The 17,994-nt window shown below is 32.6% G+C and carries 14 protein-coding genes; 3 read left to right on the top strand and 11 right to left on the bottom strand.

The window, feature by feature from the left end; all coding sequences use genetic code 11:
- Window positions 1–1,638 precede the first annotated feature (1,638 nt).
- Complete coding sequence (locus tag ACSHW5_RS13065) at window positions 1,639–2,571, bottom strand: bifunctional riboflavin kinase/FAD synthetase (protein WP_435676585.1); 933 nt, start codon at window positions 2,569–2,571, stop codon at window positions 1,639–1,641.
- A gap of 193 nt (window positions 2,572–2,764) precedes the next feature.
- Here ACSHW5_RS13065 and ACSHW5_RS13060 point away from each other — a divergent pair, with 193 nt between their 5' ends.
- Window positions 2,765–5,617 (top strand): TonB-dependent receptor, encoded by a 2,853-nt coding sequence (locus ACSHW5_RS13060; protein ID WP_435676584.1) that lies wholly within the window; start codon window positions 2,765–2,767, stop codon window positions 5,615–5,617.
- A 14-nt stretch (window positions 5,618–5,631) separates the two neighbouring features.
- Complete coding sequence (locus ACSHW5_RS13055; protein WP_435676583.1) at window positions 5,632–7,188, top strand: SGNH/GDSL hydrolase family protein; 1,557 nt, start codon at window positions 5,632–5,634, stop codon at window positions 7,186–7,188.
- Window positions 7,189–7,320: 132 nt separating this feature from the next.
- Here the strand turns inward: ACSHW5_RS13055 and ACSHW5_RS13050 are convergent, their stop codons facing one another.
- Window positions 7,321–8,535: an aminotransferase class V-fold PLP-dependent enzyme gene (locus ACSHW5_RS13050; RefSeq protein ID WP_435676582.1), complete on the bottom strand. Its 1,215-nt coding sequence runs from the start codon at window positions 8,533–8,535 to the stop codon at window positions 7,321–7,323.
- Window positions 8,536–8,633: 98 nt separating this feature from the next.
- On the opposite strand from ACSHW5_RS13050, the gene ACSHW5_RS13045 reads away from it, so the two are divergent.
- A complete protein-coding gene (locus tag ACSHW5_RS13045; RefSeq protein ID WP_435676581.1) occupies window positions 8,634–9,956 on the top strand; it encodes a serine hydrolase domain-containing protein in 1,323 nt (440 codons plus the stop codon).
- Window positions 9,957–9,958: 2 nt separating this feature from the next.
- Here the strand turns inward: ACSHW5_RS13045 and ACSHW5_RS13040 are convergent, their stop codons facing one another.
- The 9 genes from ACSHW5_RS13040 to ACSHW5_RS13000 all read right to left on the bottom strand — a co-directional run bounded on the left by ACSHW5_RS13040 (window position 9,959) and on the right by ACSHW5_RS13000 (window position 17,977).
- The gene (locus ACSHW5_RS13040; RefSeq protein WP_435676580.1) at window positions 9,959–10,963 is read right to left on the bottom strand and encodes a sugar kinase; all 1,005 of its coding nucleotides are present in this window, start codon (window positions 10,961–10,963) and stop codon (window positions 9,959–9,961) included.
- Window positions 10,964–11,048: 85 nt separating this feature from the next.
- Window positions 11,049–11,936, bottom strand: coding sequence for a cysteine synthase CysM (gene cysM / locus ACSHW5_RS13035; protein WP_435676579.1), 888 nt, complete (start codon window positions 11,934–11,936; stop codon window positions 11,049–11,051).
- A gap of 1 nt (window position 11,937) precedes the next feature.
- The gene (gene epsC, locus ACSHW5_RS13030; RefSeq protein WP_435676578.1) at window positions 11,938–12,696 is read right to left on the bottom strand and encodes a serine O-acetyltransferase EpsC; all 759 of its coding nucleotides are present in this window, start codon (window positions 12,694–12,696) and stop codon (window positions 11,938–11,940) included.
- An 8-nt stretch (window positions 12,697–12,704) separates the two neighbouring features.
- Entirely contained in the window at window positions 12,705–13,034 is a 330-nt protein-coding gene (locus tag ACSHW5_RS13025) for a 2Fe-2S iron-sulfur cluster-binding protein (RefSeq protein ID WP_435676577.1), read from the bottom strand.
- An 89-nt stretch (window positions 13,035–13,123) separates the two neighbouring features.
- Window positions 13,124–13,279: a four helix bundle protein gene (locus tag ACSHW5_RS13020; protein WP_435676586.1), complete on the bottom strand. Its 156-nt coding sequence runs from the start codon at window positions 13,277–13,279 to the stop codon at window positions 13,124–13,126.
- 135 nt (window positions 13,280–13,414) lie between these two features.
- Window positions 13,415–14,470, bottom strand: coding sequence for an NAD(P)/FAD-dependent oxidoreductase (locus tag ACSHW5_RS13015; protein WP_435676576.1), 1,056 nt, complete (start codon window positions 14,468–14,470; stop codon window positions 13,415–13,417).
- 53 nt (window positions 14,471–14,523) lie between these two features.
- Window positions 14,524–15,096, bottom strand: a complete 573-nt coding sequence (locus ACSHW5_RS13010) for a precorrin-2 dehydrogenase/sirohydrochlorin ferrochelatase family protein (protein ID WP_435676575.1) — start codon at window positions 15,094–15,096, stop codon at window positions 14,524–14,526.
- A 4-nt stretch (window positions 15,097–15,100) separates the two neighbouring features.
- Window positions 15,101–15,871, bottom strand: coding sequence for a uroporphyrinogen-III C-methyltransferase (gene cobA, locus ACSHW5_RS13005; protein WP_435676574.1), 771 nt, complete (start codon window positions 15,869–15,871; stop codon window positions 15,101–15,103).
- A gap of 12 nt (window positions 15,872–15,883) precedes the next feature.
- On the bottom strand, window positions 15,884–17,977 hold the full coding sequence (locus ACSHW5_RS13000) for a HEPN domain-containing protein (protein WP_435676573.1): 2,094 nt from the start codon (window positions 17,975–17,977) through the stop codon (window positions 15,884–15,886).
- Between the last annotated feature and the right edge of the window lie 17 nt (window positions 17,978–17,994).

The following is a 17,994-nucleotide window of genomic DNA, read 5'->3' as shown; positions in this document are numbered from 1 at the left end:
ACCACAATAATTGTCACTTCGAAGTATTGAGAAGACTCATAACAGTGGTAACATAAAACTACACTCCCCAATTTGTCTTTTCGACGTTAGGAGAAATCACATAAAATAGCTACTACAACGTTGAGCATCTTTATGTGATTTCTCCCAAAAAGGTCGAAATGACAAACCAAATGAAGACACAAAAATAAACCACAACAATTGTTACTTCGAAGTATTGAGAAGACTCATAACAGTGGTAACACAAAACTACACACCCAATTTGTCTTTTCGACGTAAGGAGAAATCTCATAGTATTGATACCATAAACCTAAGCAGCTACACTTGTCATTTCGACGTTAGTAGAAATCCCATAAAATAGCTACTACAACGTTGAGTAACTTTATGAGATTTCTCCCAAAAGGGTCGAAATGACAAACTAGATGAGGACACAAAAATAAACCACAACAATTGTCACTTCAAAGAATTGAGAAGACTCATAACAGTGGTAACACAAAACTATACACCCAATTTGTCTTTTCGACGTTAGGAGAAATCACATAGTATTGATACCATAAACCTAAGCAGCTACACTTGTCATTTCGACGATAGGAGAAATCCCATAAAACAGCTACTACAACGTTGAGCAACTTTATGAGATTTCTCCCAAAAGGGTCGAAATGACAAACCAAATGAAGACACAAAAATAAACCACAACAATTGTCACTTCAAAGAATTGAGAAGACTCATAACAGTGATAACACAAAACTACACATCCAATTTGTCATTTCGACGTAAGGAGAAATCCCATAGCATTGATACCATAAACATGAGCATCTTTATGAGATTTCTCCCAAAAAAGGGTCGAAATGACAAACCAAATGAAGACACAAAAATAAACCACCCCAATTGTCACTTCGAAGTATTGAGAAGGCTCATAACAGTGATAACACAAACCTACACACCCAATTTGTCATTTCGACGTAAGGAGAAATCCCATAGCATTGATACCATAAACATGAGCATCTTTATGAGATTTCTCCCAAAAAAGGGTCGAAATGACAAACCAAATGAAAACACAACAATAAACCACAACAATTGTCACTTCGAAGTATTGAGAAGACTCATAACAGTGATAACACAAACCTACACACCCAATTTGTCATTTCGACGTTAGGAGAAATCCCATAAAATAGCTACTACAACGTTGAGCAACTTTATGAGATTTCTCTCAAAAAAGGGTCGAAATGACAAACCAAATGAAGACACAAAAATAAACCACAACAATTGTCACTTCAAAGAATTGAGAAGACTCATAACAGTGATAACACAAACCTACACACCCAATTTGTCATTTCGACGTTAGGAGAAATCTCATAAAAAAGCTACTACAACGTTGAGCAACTTTATGTGATTTCTCCCAAAAAAGGGTCGAAATGACAAACCAGATGAAGACACAAAAATAAACCACAATAATTGTCACTTCGAAGTATTGAGAAGGCTCATAACAGTGATAACACAAACCTACACACCCAATTTGTCATTTCGACGTAAGGAGAAATCCCATAAAATAGCTACTACAACGTTTAGCAACTTTATGAGATTTCTCCCAAAAGGGTCGAAATGACAAAACTGCGTCGAAATAAAAAACGATGTAAAAACTTAAAGATTTTCTTGAATATAATCCCTTGCAGTTTGTTCATCCTTTTTTATCTGAAAAATTAATGCATCAATAGAATCAAATTTTTCTTCATTTCGTAAAAAATACAGCAATTCTATGGTTAAATATTGGTTGTATAAATTTTGGTTAAAGTCAAAAAAATGAACCTCAATTGTTTGATGATTTCCATTTACAGTTGGTCTGTTACCAATGTTCATCATTCCAAAGACTACTTCATTTTCAAGAGTAGATTTTACAACATAAACACCTGTTTTAGGAATTAGTTTGTACGCTTCTTTTACATCAATATTTGCGGTAGGATACCCAATTTTTCCACCCAATTGTTTTCCGTTAACAACATTGCCAGATAACATAAAATTATACCCTAAATAATTGTTGGCAGTTTTTAAATTTCCAGCGGCCAAGGCGCGTCTAATTTTTGTAGAACTAACAGAAACATCATCAATATCTTGTGCCGGAATTTCTTCAACAATAAAATCATATAAGTGACTGTATTCAGTTAATTGCACAATATTTCCTTCTCTATTTTTTCCAAAATGATGATCGTAACCAATAATTAATTTCGAAATATTAAGTTTATTAACCAAAACATCGCGCACAAACTCTAAAGCAGTCATTCTAGAAAAATCTTTGCTAAAAGGATGAATGATTAAATAATCTAAACCTGTTTTTTTAAGCAACTCTGCACGTTCTTCAATGGTGTTAATTAACTCTAAAGAATTGTCTTTTTGCAACACCATTCTAGGGTGTGGAAAAAAAGTAAGAAGCACAGATTTTTTATTTGCTTTTTTAGCTTCTAAAACTAGTTTATCAATTATCTTTTGATGTCCAAAATGTACACCATCAAAAGTGCCAATGGTAACAAATGTTTTTTCTTTGGTAGAAAAATTAGAAAAATTGTGAATAGTAATCAATAAAAAGAAAATTAGTTATCGTACAAATGTACAATTTCTATAGGTTAATTTATAGAAAGTTGAATCCCATTTTACAGTATTGTATTCATAATTATAAGATAGTTTTATTGTCAAATTATAAATTTAACACAGAAATAATCAATAATTCAAAAAAATGTGTATTTTGCATAGTAGTTAACAAATAATTCAAATTATGATAAAAAAAATTTTACTTTTTGCATGTATTGCTTTCAGTAGCGTGGCAATGGTGGCTCAAACTACTGTTACTGGTACAGTTACAGATGCAAAAACAGGAGAAACACTTCCGGGCGCAAACATAAAAGTTTCTAGAAAAGCTGTTGGTACAAACACAGATTTTGATGGAAATTTTGTGTTAACAGTTACAGACAAACCACCATTTACCTTAGAAATATCTATTTTAGGATACAAAATAGAGGAAATTGAAATTACAAAAAACAATCAAAAAGTAGATATTGGTTTAGAAGAAAATGCAACTTCTTTAGATGAAATTGTTGTTTCTGCATCTAGAACTCCAGAACGAATTATGGAATCTCCTGTAACTATAGAAAGGATGGATTCTAGAGAAATTAAAAATACATCTGCGCCTTCATTTTATGACGGTTTAGAAAACTTAAAAGGTGTTGATATAAACACAAATAGTTTAACTTTTAAGTCTGTAAATACGCGTGGTTTTGCAACCTTTGCAAATACACGATTTATGCAATTGGTAGATGGAATGGATAATTCGTCTCCAGCATTAAATTTTGCTTTGGGTAATTTATTAGGAATGTCTGAGTTAGATGTTAAAACTGTAGAGTTATTACCAGGAGCTTCTTCTGCACTATATGGTGCAAATGCCTTTAACGGTATTATGTTTATGACTAGTAAAAATCCTTTTGAAGATCAAGGAATTAGTGTTTCTTATAAACATGGACTTACCAGTCAAGATGCTGCAGGAGACAATCAATTTTACGATGTAAGCATTAGAATGGCTCATGCTTTTTCTAATAAACTTGCTGCCAAAGCAACTTTATCATATTTAGATGGTACAGAATGGTTTGCTACAGATTATAGAAATACAGCAGATGGAGAATATGTTTCTGGTGATAGACAATCAGATAGAAATTATGATGGTTTAAATGTGTATGGAGATGAGGTTTCTACCAATCTAAGAGGTGTTGCAGAAACCTTAGAAAGTTTAGGTATTTTACCAAATGGTGCAGCTGCTTTAGTACCAAGTGAAAGTGTAAGTAGAACAGGGTATGATGAAAGAGACTTAATGTCTTATGAAGCAAAAAGTGTCAAATTTGGTGCATCTTTAAATTACCGTCCGTTTGGTGATGATCGATTAGAGGTAATTTGGAACTCTAAAGTAGGTAAAGGAAATACCATTTATCAAGGTACAAATAGATACAATATTAAAGACTTCTTAATGCAACAACATAAACTTGAGTTTAGAGGAAAAAACTTTATGGTTAGAGGATATTTAACAGATGAAGACGCAGGTAAATCTTATGACACACGTTTTGCGGCTATTAATGTAAATAGAGCTTGGAAAGATGACAATACATGGTTTGGCGAATATGTTGGTGCTTATGTGCAAGGAACTTTAGCTGGTTTAAACTCAGATCAAGCACATGCAGTAGGAAGACAAACAGCTGAAAATGGAAGATTTTTACCAGGAAGTACAGAATTTAATGCGGCCTTTAATAAAGTTATTGAAGACCCGGATTTAGTAACTGGTTCTAGATTTCAAGACCAAACAAAATTGTACCATGCAGATGCGAATTATAATTTTCAAGATGTAATAGATTGGGCAGAGTTTCAAATAGGTGGTTCTTACAGAGTTTATGAATTGAATTCTATGGGAAGTATTTTTACAGATACTAATGGTCCAATAGATTATGATGAGTACGGCGTATATACACAAATGCAAAAGAAATTTTTAGAAGATGATCGTTTAAAACTTACCGCTTCTGTCCGTTATGATAAAGCACAAAATTTTGATGGTAGTTATTCTCCAAGAGTTTCTTTTGCGTATGCAGGCGGAGATAATAAAAACCAAAACTTTAGAGCTTCTTTTCAAACAGGATTTAGAAATCCAACCACGCAAGACCAATATATTGGGTTAAATGCTGGTAGAGGTTTTTTAGTAGGTTCTGCACCAGATAACTTAGACAGATATACAACAAGCCCATTAACCGTTAGTGGAAATGGACAAAATTTTACAGGTTCTAGTACCATTTCAATTTCTGGTAGATTGGCTTATGAAAATGCTTTTTCTGCAAGTTCAGTTGAAGATTTTGCAGCAGGAAAAGTGGCTGCACCAACAAATGCAAATGTTGTACTAGTAAAACCAGAAAAAGTAACTGCTTATGAGATTGGTTATAGAGGAATTGTACCTACCGGAGGTAAAAGTATTACCGTAGATTTAAGTTTGTATTATAATCAATATAACGATTTTATTTCGGGTAAAAATGTTGTAGTCCCTTTTTATGGTGATGTAAATCTTACCCAAACGGCACCAGTAGGTCCTGGCGGAGCACAAATACCTCTTTCTATTGTAGCTTTGGGTAGTGGAGATTATGCTGCTTTTCAAACATACACTAATTCTGCAGCAGATATAAATTCTTACGGAGCAACCATAGGTTTAAACACCAAGTTTTTTAATGATTTTAATATTGGTGTAAATTATACCTATGCAAAATTTGATTTTGATCAAGCATCAGATCCAGATTTCGAAGCAGGTTTTAATACACCAGAACACAAAGTTAAATTACAATTTGGGAATACAGATTTATTTGAAAACTTTGGTTTTAATATTAACGCAAGATGGCAAGATAAGTACAGATGGGAATCTACGTTCCATGATGCAACTATTGAAGCTAGAACAATGTTAGATGCTCAAATAAATTACAGAATTCCTAGTTGGAAATCTATCGTAAAATTAGGTGGTTCAAATTTAACAGGTAAAGAATATTTAAGCGCACCAGGTGTAGGTGCAATAGGTTCTCAGTACTACGTTTCTTGGACAATTAATAATTAAAAAAACAAAATTTCATGAAGAATTATAAATATATAGGATTGTTTCTTTTATCAATCGCGTTTACGTCATGTGATGTAAATAATGAATTAGATGCAATTTCAGAAGAAGTTGCTGCGGAAGTGGCGTTAAACACAAACGGATTAGATTTTTCTAGTTACGTAGCTGTTGGAGCTTCTTTTACTGCTGGCTTTACAGACAATGCTTTATTTAAAGCGGCACAAGAAAACTCTTTTCCAAATATTTTGGCTAGTAAATTTGGCGTTTCTACAGATTTTAAACAGCCTTTAATGAATGATAATATAGGAGGAATGCTTTTTGGAGGAGCTTTAGATCCTAATGGAGGTTTTAGATCAAGATTGTATTTTAATGGTTCTGGGCCAGTTTCTTTACCAGCAACACCTACAACAGAAGCTACCTCAGTCTTAACAGGTTCCTTTAATAATATGGGAGTTCCTGGTGCAAAAAGTTTTCATTTGGGAATTGCAGGTTATGGTTTTTTAAACCCTTATTTTGGAAGAATGGCGTCTTCACCAACAGCCACTGTTTTAGGAGATGCTTTGGCGCAATCACCTACATTTTTTACCTTATCAGAAATAGGAGGGAATGATGTATTAGGGTACGCAACCTCAGGAGGTGCCGGAGTAGATCAATCTCCATCCGCAGGAAATCCAACAGGAAACTTAAACCCAGCATCTTACGGAAATAATGACATTACAAACCCATTGGTTTTTAACCAAGTATTTTCTGGTCTGGTTTCTGCTTTAACCGCAGGTGGCGCAAAAGGAGTAGTGGCAAACGTGCCTTATATTACTTCTTTAGCACATTTTACAACAGTACCTTACAATGCTATTCCTTTAGCACCTGGTACTGCTACCCAATTAAATGGTGCTTTTGCAGCTTATAACCAAGGGCTTCAAGATCTTTTAAATGCAAAGAATGCAGGTTTATTACCTGCTAACTTATTAGCGTTACTTGCAAATTTTGATCAAGCAGAAGTGGATAAAAGACAAGTTAATTTTGCAGGTGGGCAAAATGCAGTATTAATTTTAGATGAAGATTTAACAGATTTAACGTTGATAAATGCTTCATTGACAAATATGAGACAAGCTACTTCTGATGATTTATTAGTACTTACTAGTTCTTCTTTTTTAGGAACAACAGTGGGTGGTAATGCACAATTAATTAATGGTGTTTCTGTTCCATTAGCAGATAAATGGGTATTAACTCCTCAAGAACAATTGGCTATTAAAACTGCAACAGATGCTTATAACACAACTATTGAGGCGGTTGCAGCTTCTAATGATAACGTTGCTTTGGTAGATTTTAAAGGCCTTTTAGAAGAGGCTTCTACAGGTGTTTCTTTTGATGGTTATACCTTAACAACAAGTTTAGTTACTGGTGGGTTAGTAAGTTTAGATGGTGTGCATTTAACAGCAAGAGGTTATGCTTTAATGGCAAATAAAATTTTAGCAGCTACCGACACAAAATTTGGTTCTAACTTTGGATTGGCTACAGATGGTTTAGCAAAAGCAGGAAATTATCCTACCAATTATTCTCCAGCGTTGCAATAATAGAATACAATTATGTACATAAAAAAAGGTTGAGAATTAAATTCTCAACCTTTTTTTATATTATAGAACATAATTACTTGAAAGTAATACATGAAAATTTGTAGCTTACAATAGACAGATTCGCAATGGGAATTAAGACAACATCATAGTAGCTCTTTTTACGCCAGCTACTAAAACATCAATTTCTTCTTTAGTATTGTAAAAAGAGAAGGAAGCTCTTATGGTTCCGGGTATTTTATAAAAGTCCATAATTGGTTGTGCACAATGATGCCCTGTTCTAACAGCAATACCAAGTTTATCTAAGATAGAACCAATATCATAAGGATGTAAAGCACCTACATTAAAAGAAATAACAGCTGTCTTTTCTTTAGTAGTTCCAAAAATTTTTAAACCTTCAATTTTTAGTAATTCTTGAGTACCATATTCTAAAAGTTCATTTTCATAAGAAGCTATATTTTCAAAACCAACAGAATTCATATAATCTATAGCTACTCCAAATGCAATTCCTCCACAAATATTTGGTGTGCCAGCTTCAAATTTATGGGGCAAACCAGCATATGTTGTTTTGGCGAAAGTAACTGTTTCTATCATTTCTCCTCCACCTTGATAAGGAGGTAATTTTTCTAACCACTCTTGTTTTCCGTATAAAAGTCCAACGCCGGTTGGTCCACATAACTTATGAGCAGATGCTACATAAAAATCTACATCTAAGTCTTGTACATCTGGTTTTATATGAGGTGTTGCTTGTGCTCCATCAATTAAAACCGCAGCTCCAAATTTATGAGCAGCATGTATAATTTCTTCTACTGGGTTTACAGTGCCCAATGCATTAGAAACATGGTTACAAAAAACAAGTTTTGTATTGTTAGTTAATAATTCATGATACAAATCCATGCGTAAAGAACCATCTTCATCCATAGGAATTACACGTAAAATTGCACCCGTTTTTTCACAAAGCATTTGCCAAGGAACAATATTAGAATGATGCTCTAGAGCAGAAACTATTATCTCATCACCTTTGGTTAAAAGTGTTGCAAAACCAGCGGCAACCATATTAATACTATGTGTTGTACCAGCAGTAAGAATTATTTCGAAAGCATGTTTTGCGTTAAAATGTTTTTGAATTTTAATACGTGCCTCCTCATACTTATCTGTAGCTTCTTGACTTAACGTGTGAACACCTCTGTGTATATTTGCATTGTAGTTACTATAATAATCTACAATAGAGTCAATTACTATTTGAGGCGTTTGCGAAGTTGCAGCATTATCAAAATACACTAATGGCTTTCCATGAACTGTTCTTTTTAGAATCGGAAAATCTTTACGAATTTTATCAACATTTATCATACAAATCAATTTAAAGTACAAAGATAAAGGATGTATTTTTAAAGTTTTGTCAAACTGAAAATGATTTTCTTATTTTTACAAAACTAAACTCTCAATTGATGAAAATTTTTAAACGAATTTTACTTTTAATCCTTGCTGTACTAACAGTGGTAATTATTTATAATTATCCAAAGTTGAATCTTTTAGCGGGTTATTCTGCAAAAAATACTGCATCTTCCGTGTTTCTTGCAAATAGAACGGTAGCTTTTACAGACAAAACAGACAATAATTTTTCTCCGGTTAACTTGGCTTCGAATAAAGTTGATAATAAAAAGAAAATAGCAACATCTTCTGCGTTTGGCCTGTTAACAAGAAAGGCAATTTACAGAGAAGGTTTGGGAAGTGTTTTAATGTTAACAGAAGAAGATGAAACAGCACCATATTTAACACCTAAAAGGTTGTTTGTAGAGAATGAATTGGCGTATCCTTATGGAAATACTTCACAAAAAGATACCATTTTTAAAAATATAGATTATCAACAATTAAAGAAATCTGTAGATTTTTTGTTTGATTCAATTCATAAAACAAGAGCAGTTCTGGTTGTGTATAAGGATCAAATTATTTCAGAAAAATATGCGGATGGATTTGATAAGAATTCGAAAATTTTAGGATGGTCTATGACCAAAAGTATTTTAAGTACTGTATATGGAATTATGCAGCATCAAGGGAAACTAAATGTAGATGACAAGGCACCTATTGCATCTTGGAAAAATGATGAACGAAAAAATATTACTATTCATAATTTATTACAAATGAATTCTGGTTTAGAGTGGAATGAAAATTATGAAACAATATCTGACGCTACAAAAATGCTCTTTTTAGAGAGAGATATGACAAAAATGCAAGAAAATAAACCTTTGGTTGGTACCCCAAATAATACTTGGAATTATTCCTCTGGCACTACAAATTTATTATCCGGAATTTTAAGAAGTCAATTTAAAACCCATCAAGAATACTTAGATTTTTGGTACACAGATTTTATTGATAAAATAGGAATGAATTCTATGGTCTTAGAGGCAGATTTAAGCGGTAATTACGTAGGTTCTTCTTATTCTTGGGCAACCGCTAGAGATTGGGGAAAATTTGGGCTATTATACTTGCATAATGGAAACTGGAATGGTGAGGAACTTTTTACAAAACAATGGGTAGATTACGTAACAACACCAACACCTGGTTCTAACGGAACTTATGGCGCACAATTTTGGTTAAATGCAAAAAATAAATTTAAAGATGTGCCTAAAACCATGTATTTTGCAGATGGTTTTCAGGGACAACGAGTGTATGTTTTACCAGATAACGAAATGGTAATTGTACGTTTTGGGTTGCTTAATTTTGATGAAAATGAGTTTTTAAAAGGAGTTTTAAAGAGTTGTAATCAATAAAATTATCTATTTAATCTACCAGTTGTATTTCCTCCTAAAATTGTCATTACATCTTTTTCATTGGCGTAATTTACATCACCTAAATAAGTGTGTTTAATAGCACAAGCAGCGGTTGCAAATTCAATGGCTTTTTCATCATCAAAATTCATTAATCCATGTATAATTCCGGCAGCAAAAGCATCACCAGTACCAATTCTATCTACAATATGTGTAATGTCTAAATCTTGGGTTTCTTTAAACTCTTTGCCATTCCACATTCTGGCTCTAATTTTATGCCAAGAAGAATTAATAGAAGTTCTAATTTTATCAAAAACTTTTTCTATGGAAGGAAATTTTTCTATTAATTGCTTAGAAGCAGCTATAAAATCTTCATTCGAATAGTTGTAATTTGTACCTAAAAGTTCATTCATTTCATCAATACCACCAATAAAAATAGTGGAAAGGCTTATCAGTTCTGATAAAACTTCTTTAGGATTTTCTTCGTATTTCCACAATCCTCTTCTATAAGTTGGATCAGCAGAAATAATCATTCCTTTTTTTCTTGCAGCAATTAACCCTTCTTTTAAAGTTTCTTTGGCACCTTTATGCAAAGCTGGTGTTATTCCGGTCCAATGAAACCATTTACCTTTTTCTAGTGCTTTTTCCCAATTTACCAAAGAAGGTTCAATTTCTGAAAAAGAAGAATGAGATCTATTATAAGATATAGAACTGGCTCTCATAACAGCGCCAACTTCTAAAAAGTACACTCCTAAAGGTCTTGCAGATCGGATAATTGAAGAGGTGTCTAAATCAAATTTATTAAGGTAAGAGATAGCTGTATCTCCAATAAAATCATCAGAAATGCTAGAAATGTGTTTTACATGACCGCCAAAATTAGAAAGTGAGATTCCTACATTTAGCTCTGTTCCTCCAAAATAGAATTCAACAGCGTTAGATTGTATAAACTTTTTATTTCCTAAAGGTGAAATGCGCATTAAAACTTCTCCGAATGTAATTATTTGACTCATAAATATGTTTTTAAAAAGTAAAGATAATCGATATAAATTTTAACGCGTTCTTTTTTGAAAAATTAAATAATGATAGCAATTAGTTTTATTCGAAAATATCTGATGATAAATAACGATCTCCTCTGTCGCAAATAATAGCAACAACAACACCTTTGTCTATAGAGTTAGCTACTTTTAAAGCTGTTGCTACAGCACCTCCGCTACTCATTCCTGCAAAAATACCTTCTTCATTTGCTAAACGAATAGTCATTTCTCTAGCTTCTTCTTCACTTACTTCTAATACTTTATCTATTTTGTTAGCTTTAAAAATAGCAGGCATATATTCTTCAGACCATTTTCTAATTCCGGGTATTTTAGCTCCATCTTTAGGTTGCGCTCCAATAATGGTAATGTTTTTATTCTTACTTTTTAAATAATCAGAAACACCTGTTATGGTACCTGTGGTTCCCATGGCAGAAACAAAATGAGTAACTTCACCTTCTGTATCTCTCCAAATTTCTGGCCCAGTTGTATTAAAATGAGCTTTTGGGTTGTCAAAATTATCAAATTGATTTAAGCGAAAATATCCTTTTTTATATTTCAATTTTAATGCATAATCAATGGCACCTTCCATGCCCTTATCAGCAGGAGTTAAAATTACTTTTGCACCGTAAGCACGCATTGTTTTTACTCTTTCTATGGTAGAGTTTTCTGGCATGGTAATAACCATATTTACACCTAAAACCTTTGCCATTAAAGCCAATGCAATACCTGTGTTACCACTTGTTGCTTCTACCAAAGTATCTCCTTTTCTTATATTTTTTCTTTTGATGGCTTCAGAAATCATATAATAAGCAGCTCTATCTTTAACGCTTCCTCCAGGGTTGTTTCCTTCTAGCTTTAAGAGTAAAGTTACTCCTTCTTTTTTAAAGATATTTTGTACTTCTACAAGAGGTGTATTTCCAACAAAATCTATGATACTTTTTGTTTTCATTTTAATTTCTTTTTTGAAAAATATTATTTTCTGATTGCACGGTTACAACAGACTTTTCAGGAATAGTTTCTGTAATACAAACATTGGCACCAATAACAGAATTTGCGCCAATAACAACATCACCACCCAAAATAGTTGCATTGGCATAAATGATTACGCCACTTTCTATTGTAGGGTGTCTTTTGGTTGATGCTAAACTCTTTTTTACTTGAATTCCGCCCAAAGTAACTCCTTGAAATATCTGCACATTATCTTTAATAATGGTAGTTTCTCCAATCACAATTCCTGTTGCGTGATCTATAAAAAAAGAATCTCCTATTTCTGCACCTGGATGAATATCTGTACCTGTTGTGCTGTGTGCAAACTCGCTCATCATTCTTGGTAAAACAGGTACTTCTTGTTTTAGTAATTGATGACTTAAACGATGCACCGCAATTGCATAAAAACCAGGATACGCTAAATAAATTTCTTCCAAACTTTTAGCAGCCGGATCGTTTTTTTCAGCAGCAGCAGCATCTAAATCTAATTTCTGTCTAATGGTTATAAAAGAATTTTCAAAATCATTCCACAAATCTTGACCATTTTCAATAGATAATCGTTCTAAAATCTTTAAAAATTTTATTTTCGTTTGCGGGCCGCTTTCAGACAAATGGTTTTCATCAAACAAATTATTAATTAATTGTTTGGTAAAAAGTGCTACAGCATCTCTTAAACACATGCTATAGTTTTTAAACGTAACTATTTGTTCTACTTCTTTCATTTTAGCTTTTACATTTCTGGGGCTAATACTACCTCTAGTCCATCCATTTCTGGTGTCATTTGAATTTGACAACCTAATCTACTATTGTCTTCTACATTAAATGCTTCGGCTAACATAAGGTCTTCATCATCCGTCATTTCTGGTAATTCATGATCTGAATTTACGTAACATTGACAAGAAGCACACATGGCCATTCCGCCACAAATACCTATGGTACCTTCTTCTGCTAATTCGTACGAACGAACAACCTCCATAAGGTTCATTGCCATGTCTGTTGGTGCTACTACATCATGTGTTACACCATTTCTATCAGTTATTTTTATATTGATGTCTTGCATCTAACTAGGGATTAATTTTTAGTAGTTATGTAATAGTAACTACCTGTTATTTTAATGATTTTATTAATCTAAATAGCATTTTTGCTATTTTATTTTTTTATTAAATCTTCTGATATTTCGTCGGAAATAAAAATAAATCTTACTGCTAAATATAGCATTGAACGAGTTTCTTTATTTGAAACCAAAGATATATATAAAAATCTTTTAAAATCAGGATTTGTTCTTCTATAAAAACCTTCAGTAATATTATTTAATAGAAACTGAAGGTTTTTTTATTTGATCACAAAAAGAATAATTGTGTGCTTTTGGTTATGCTAATAATTATTCAAATCTTTGAATTCACAAGTAATAGGCATAACGCACCAACAACTATTTACAATTTATTGAATCGCTTTTACAACGGCCTTTGGAGCTTCTTTTTTAGTTCCATCAAATCCTTGTACGCCACCAACGGTTGTGTACTTCATTACATATTTTTTATCTGGAAAAATTCTTTTATATGCACTCTGACACATTAAAGTAGCTTCGTGAAATCCACATAAAATTAATTTTAATTTTCCTGGATAGGTGTTTACATCACCAATTGCATAAATTCCTGGAATATTGGTTTGATAATCTAAAGCGTTATTTACTTTAATGGCATTTTTTTCTATCTCTAATCCCCAATTACCAATTGGACCAAGTTTTGGAGACAATCCAAATAAAGGAATAAAATGATCTGTATCAACAATAAAAGCATCTTCTCCTTTTTTCTCAACAGCAACGCCTGTTACTTTATCTGTACCAATAATTCCTTTTACTTCTGCAGGAGTAATCATTCTAATTTTTCCTAAATTCTTTAATTCCTGTACTTTTTCAACAGAATCTAAAGCGCCTCTAAATTCGTTTCTTCTGTGAATTAAAGTTACTTCTGAAGCTACATCAGACAAGAAAACAGCCCAATCTAAAGCAGAATCTCCACCTCCAGAAATTACTACTTTTTTATCTCTATAGAATTCTGGTTCTTTAATAATGTATTCAACACCTTTATCTTCAAAATCTGCAATATTAGGTATTAATGGTTTTCTAGGTTCAAAAGAACCCAAACCACCGGCAATAGCAACAATTTTAGCATGATGTTTTGTACCTTTATTTGTGGTAACAATAAAAGTTCCATCGTCTTGTTTGTCAATGGTTTCTGCTCTTTCTCCTAAAGTAAAACCAGGCTCAAATTGCTTTGTTTGCTCAATTAACTTATGCGTTAAATCTCCTGCTAAAATCTCTGGATATGCAGGAATATCATAAATAGGTTTCTTTGGATAAATTTCTGAACATTGCCCACCTGGTTGTGGTAAGGCATCAATTAAATGGCATTTTAATTTTAATAAACCAGCTTCAAAAACTGTAAATAATCCTGTTGGTCCTGCTCCAATAATAAGTATGTCTGTTGTAATCATAATCTTTCTATTTTAGACCCTTCAAGTTTTTTAAAACTTGAAGGGTCTTTAAACTATTTTAAAAGTCCTTTCGTAAATTCGTTTAATGTTTCTACTTTTTCCTCAAAATTTCCTTTGAGTGTTTTTCTATATTCACTTAAATTTTTAACTAAATCATCTATGTTTTCTGGAATTACTTCTTCAAAAAACTGACGTAATCTTTTGGCTGTTGTTGGCGATTTTCCGTTGGTAGAAATGGCTATTTTTACATTTCCTTTGGTTACAATTCCGCCCATATAAAAATCGCAATATGGTGGGTTATCAGCAACATTAACCAATATATTTTGTTGTTTACAATCTTTGTAAACTTGTATGTTTACATCAATATTATCTGTTGTGGCAATTACAATATGTTTGTTTTCTAAATAAGAATTATGATATTGATCAACAATCATTTTAAGATCAAACTTGTTTGCCAATTCAATAGTTTCTTCTCTAAAAAAAGGAGAAACCAATGTTACTTTTGATTTTGGGCTCGATTTTAATAAAAACGATAATTTCTCTAGTGCAACAAAACCGCCTCCAACAATTAAGGTTTCTAACTGCTGTGTTTTTAAAAAGATTGGATATAACTCGTTCTTCTCCATTTTGTTATTCTTTTAAAGTACTTGCATACTGTTCTTGAATATCTAAAATTGCCTGACGATGTTTAACCACTTCACCCAAAACAATAATTGCGGGGTTTTTTAAATCATTATCTGCTACAATTTTTTCTATGGTATCTACGGTTCCTATTCCTAGTTTTTCTTCAGGTGTAGTTCCTCTTTGAATGACTGCAACAGGTACATTATTTTTACCTTCTGCTTGAAACAATTTCACAATTTGAGGCAATTTGCTCATCCCCATTAAAACTACAATAGTGGCGTTAGACTTTGCAGCCAACTCAATATCATTAGAAATTTTATGATCTTTTGTGGTTCCTGTTATTACCCAAAAACTTTCTGCACTACCGCGTTTTGTTAAGGGTATGTTTTGATAAGCAGCTACAGCTAATGAAGATGAAATTCCTGGCACAACGGCTGTTTCTAAACCAAAACTTGCTGCATATTCCATTTCTTCTGCACCTCTTCCAAAAATGAATGGATCTCCACCTTTTAAACGAACTACATGCCCACTAGATTTTGCTTGTTCAACAATTAACTCATTAATTTGTTCTTGTTGATATTTGTAACATCCTCTTCGTTTTCCTACAAAAATTTGTTCGGCTTCTGGGTTTATATACGCTAATAATTCTTCATTCACCAAAGCATCGTATAATACTACATCAGCAGTTTTTAAAACCTTAATGGCTTTTACTGTGATTAAGTCTATGTCTCCAGGACCGGCACCTACAACCGTTAATTTTGGTGTTTTTAATTTCATTCTTTTTATAACTTATGCAGAAACTGTGGTTTCGGCTTCTCTAAACTTTCTTACTTTTTGTAAAAGTTTGATTGACTTTTCAATATATTCTTTTGCAAATTCTGCTGTTGGAGCAAATTTATTAATTTGGTAAATTAAATCAGCAAATGAGCTTCCTAAATCTATTTTTCCAGATGCAATAAACACTTCATCAAATTGAGAAATAATACCAGCATGTGTATTTGTTTTCTTATTTTCTGCTAATAATAATGCTTTTGCAGAGTTCACTAAAGATTGGTATGCATAGTAAATTGCACCAGAATATACGTTGTTTTCAAAAGCTTCTTTTGCGTTGTCTATTTTTTCTTCGCTTTCTAAAAACAAGGTTGCAATTAAATCAATAACAACACCTGCACATTCTCCAATACCAATTTCTTTTACATATTTCTCTGCTTCTCCCCAATCTATAAAATCTTCTTGCGTTAAGTTGGTTACATCTTGCAAGTCATTTAATAAGTCGTAAAAATAACGTTCTCCGGTAACTTTATAATAGTCTATAAATTGTTTTCCGTTTGCGTTTTCTTCAAAATCATTTAAGATTCTACGTAAAGCTTCCGGACCTCTTTTACTTGGTACTTTTACTACTTTATCTGCAAATAATGCATTTCCGTTTCCTAAGTTTCCACCACCTAATAAAACTTGTAAGGCTGGCGCAACTAATTTATCTGGTGTTCTAACAGACATTCCTTGAAAACCAATGTTTGCCATATTATGCTGTCCACAAGCATTCATACAACCACTAATTTTAATAACAAGATCTTCATTTTTTAAATACTGAGGATATTCTGCCGCAATTACTTTTTCTAATTCTACAGCAATTCCTGTACTACTTGCAATTCCTAAATTACAGGTATCTGTACCAGGACAAGCGGTAATATCTACAGCTTTGTTGTACCCAGCTTCTACAAATCCTAATTTTTCTAATTCTTGGTAGAAATAAGGAACTAAATCTTCCTTTACAAAAGGAATTACAATGTTTTGACGTAGCGTTAAACGGATTTCTCCTGCTGCATATTTATCAACTAAATCTGCTAATAAACGTGCTTTATCTGTATAAAAATCTCCCAATAAAACTTTAATTCCGATAGCCACATAACCTGCTTGCTTTTGAGGAATTAAGTTGGTAGATTTCCATAAATCAAATGCTGCTTGGTCTTTTATTTTTGCTTCTGGTGCTTTTACAGCAACGGGTGTTGAAGCAACATAGCTATCTGCATCTATGGCAATAGATTTAAATTCTATGGCATTTTGTTCTTCTTCAATTAAATTTTTAAAAGCTTCTAAACCAATGTCTTTTAATAAAAATTTCATTCTTGCTTTGGCTCTACTTTTACGCTCGCCATATCTATCAAAAACTCTAATTACACCTTCCATTACCGGAATAATTCTGTCTGATGGTAAAAAGTCATATAAAACTTCTGCATGTCTTGGTTGAGAACCTAATCCTCCTGCAACCATTACTTTAAAACCTCTAACGCCGTTTTCTATTTTAGCGATATAACCAATGTCATGTAAATAAGACAACCCTGTATCTTCATCTGAAGAAGAAAAAGAAACCTTGAATTTACGTCCCATTTCTTGACAAATAGGGTTACGTAAAAAGAATTTAAAAATAGCATCTGCATACGGAGAAACATCAAAAGGTTCGTTTAAATCGATACCTGCCGTTTCTGATGCAGTTACATTTCTTACAACATTACCACATGCTTCACGTATGGTAACTTCATCTTTTTCTAACTCAGACCAAAGTTCTGGAGTTCTGTTGATGTCTACAAAGTGAATTTGAATATCTTGACGCGTTGTTATGTGTAATCTTCCTATAGAATATTCATCAGAAACTTCAGAAATTCTACGTAATTGATTTGTTAATACTTTACCGAAAGGCAATTTAATACGAATCATTTGCACACCTTCTTGGCGCTGACCGTAAATACCTCTTGCTAAACGTAAACTTCTAAATTTTTCTTCATCTATTTGTAGATTATTAAATTTTGCAATTTTATCTGCTAAATCAATAATATCTTTTTCTACAACTTGGTTTTCTATTTCTGTTCTAAAACTTTGCATTCTTTCTTAGTATTAAG

Origin of the sequence: Polaribacter sp. (genome assembly GCF_051251875.1) — a bacterium.
In the GTDB taxonomy this organism is placed as follows: domain Bacteria; phylum Bacteroidota; class Bacteroidia; order Flavobacteriales; family Flavobacteriaceae; genus Polaribacter.
The sequence above is the reverse complement of the archived record's forward strand: the minus strand, read 5'-3'. Positions and strand labels throughout refer to the sequence as shown.

Bases quoted from the DNA above. Each gene is read 5' to 3' on its own strand.
- ACSHW5_RS13060 (WP_435676584.1), top strand. From the start codon at position 2,765: ATGATAAAAAAAATTTTACTTTTTGCATGTATTGCTTTCAGTAGCGTG.
- ACSHW5_RS13055 (WP_435676583.1), top strand. From the start codon at position 5,632: ATGAAGAATTATAAATATATAGGATTGTTTCTTTTATCAATCGCGTTT.
- ACSHW5_RS13050 (WP_435676582.1), bottom strand. From the start codon at position 8,535: ATGATAAATGTTGATAAAATTCGTAAAGATTTTCCGATTCTAAAAAGA.
- ACSHW5_RS13045 (WP_435676581.1), top strand. From the start codon at position 8,634: ATGAAAATTTTTAAACGAATTTTACTTTTAATCCTTGCTGTACTAACA.
- ACSHW5_RS13040 (WP_435676580.1), bottom strand. From the start codon at position 10,963: ATGAGTCAAATAATTACATTCGGAGAAGTTTTAATGCGCATTTCACCT.
- cysM (WP_435676579.1), bottom strand. From the start codon at position 11,936: ATGAAAACAAAAAGTATCATAGATTTTGTTGGAAATACACCTCTTGTA.
- epsC (WP_435676578.1), bottom strand. From the start codon at position 12,696: ATGAAAGAAGTAGAACAAATAGTTACGTTTAAAAACTATAGCATGTGT.
- ACSHW5_RS13025 (WP_435676577.1), bottom strand. From the start codon at position 13,034: ATGCAAGACATCAATATAAAAATAACTGATAGAAATGGTGTAACACAT.
- ACSHW5_RS13015 (WP_435676576.1), bottom strand. From the start codon at position 14,470: ATGATTACAACAGACATACTTATTATTGGAGCAGGACCAACAGGATTA.
- ACSHW5_RS13010 (WP_435676575.1), bottom strand. From the start codon at position 15,096: ATGGAGAAGAACGAGTTATATCCAATCTTTTTAAAAACACAGCAGTTA.
- cobA (WP_435676574.1), bottom strand. From the start codon at position 15,871: ATGAAATTAAAAACACCAAAATTAACGGTTGTAGGTGCCGGTCCTGGA.
- ACSHW5_RS13000 (WP_435676573.1), bottom strand. From the start codon at position 17,977: ATGCAAAGTTTTAGAACAGAAATAGAAAACCAAGTTGTAGAAAAAGAT.